The sequence below is a fragment of the Aerococcus sp. L_32 genome (genome assembly GCF_050689315.1).
Window position 1 is genome coordinate 1 of the sequence record NZ_JBOEQF010000452.1, and the last position, 1,511, is coordinate 1,511.

General features: G+C 45.6%; 1 protein-coding gene. It reads right to left on the reverse strand.

The features are described from left to right. Positions 1–1,511, reverse strand: a 1,511-nt coding sequence (mfd, locus tag ACRCJ0_RS13830; RefSeq protein WP_431390808.1) for a transcription-repair coupling factor, incomplete at both ends; no start/stop codon positions are given.

Genomic DNA, 1,511 nt, shown 5'->3' on the forward strand with positions numbered 1-1,511 from the left:
CCGTGTTGCTGTTTCCCGAGCAAGTTACCTGCCCCACGAATGGACAAGTCACGCATGGCAATCTTAAAACCAGACCCTAGTTCCGTGAAATCACGTAAGGCCATCAAGCGTTTTTCAGATACCTCAGACAACATCTTGTCCGGACGGTACATGAAATAGGCATAGGCAATTCGAGTTGACCGTCCAACCCGGCCCCGTAATTGGTAGAGGGTAGATAGCCCCATCCGGTCGGCTCCTTCAACCAGTAAGGTGTTGGCATTAGGAATGTCGACCCCTGTCTCAATAATGGTTGTCGTCACTAAAACATCAAACTCACCAAGTACAAAGTCCATCATGACATTTTCCAGTTGGGCAACAGTCATTTGACCATGGGCAATGGCCACCCTCGCTTCAGGGACCAACTCATTGATAAAGGCCGCCTTCTCTTCGATTTGGGCCACATTATTAAAGAGATAGAAAACTTGACCATCTCGAGCAATTTCTCGTTCAATGGCATCTTTGACTGCCCCGTAATTTTGCTCCATTACAAAAGTCTGGACGGGATACCGGTTGGCTGGCGGTGTTTCAATAACGGATAAGTCCCGAACCCCTAGCATAGACATGTTTAAGGTACGAGGAATCGGTGTCGCCGTCAGGGTCAACACATCTACATTCGCTTTTAAGGCCTTCAATTTTTCCTTGGCCTTCACCCCAAACCGTTGTTCCTCATCAACCACTAATAGCCCTAAATCAAGGAATTCAACATCTTTAGATAGGACGCGGTGAGTACCAATCACAATATCCACTTGCCCTTTTTTCAAGCCCGCAATGGTTTCATTTTGTTGGCCCTTGCTTCTAAATCTAGATAATAAGCCAATTTCAAAAGGCCAGTCTGCAAACCGTTCAGTGAAGGTTTCGTAATGTTGTTGGGCTAATACAGTCGTGGGCACTAAGAAAGCTACTTGTTTACCCTCCATTAAAGCTTTAAAGACAGCTCGCATAGCGACTTCCGTTTTTCCAAAACCGACATCTCCAACGAGTAATCGATCCATCGGTTTCTCTACTTCCATATCCTTCTTAATTTCAGCGATTGACCGGACTTGGTCATCGGTTTCTGAATACGGGAAGGCATTTTCAAATTCGGCCTGTTCAGCAGTATCTGGACTAAAAGCTAAACCTTTCTGTGCTTCACGAGAGGCGTATAAGTCAATCAATTCATCCGCAATATCTTCAATCTTGCTGGACACCTTCTGTTTGGTTTTCGCCCATTCGCTACCGCCCATTTTATTTAATTTAGGCTCACGCCCCTCAGCAGACACATATTTTTGAACCAAATCGATTTGGTCAATCGGCACATGAATAGCTGCTTGGTCGGCGAAGACAATGGTCAAGTAGTCTTGGTGGGTGCCGGCAAACTCGATAGTTTCAATACCAGTATACCGCCCAATCCCGTGGTTAACATGAACCACATAGTCCCCAACTTCTAATTGTTGGTAGTTTTTGATCCGTTCCGCATTTGAAATCAGCGGTTT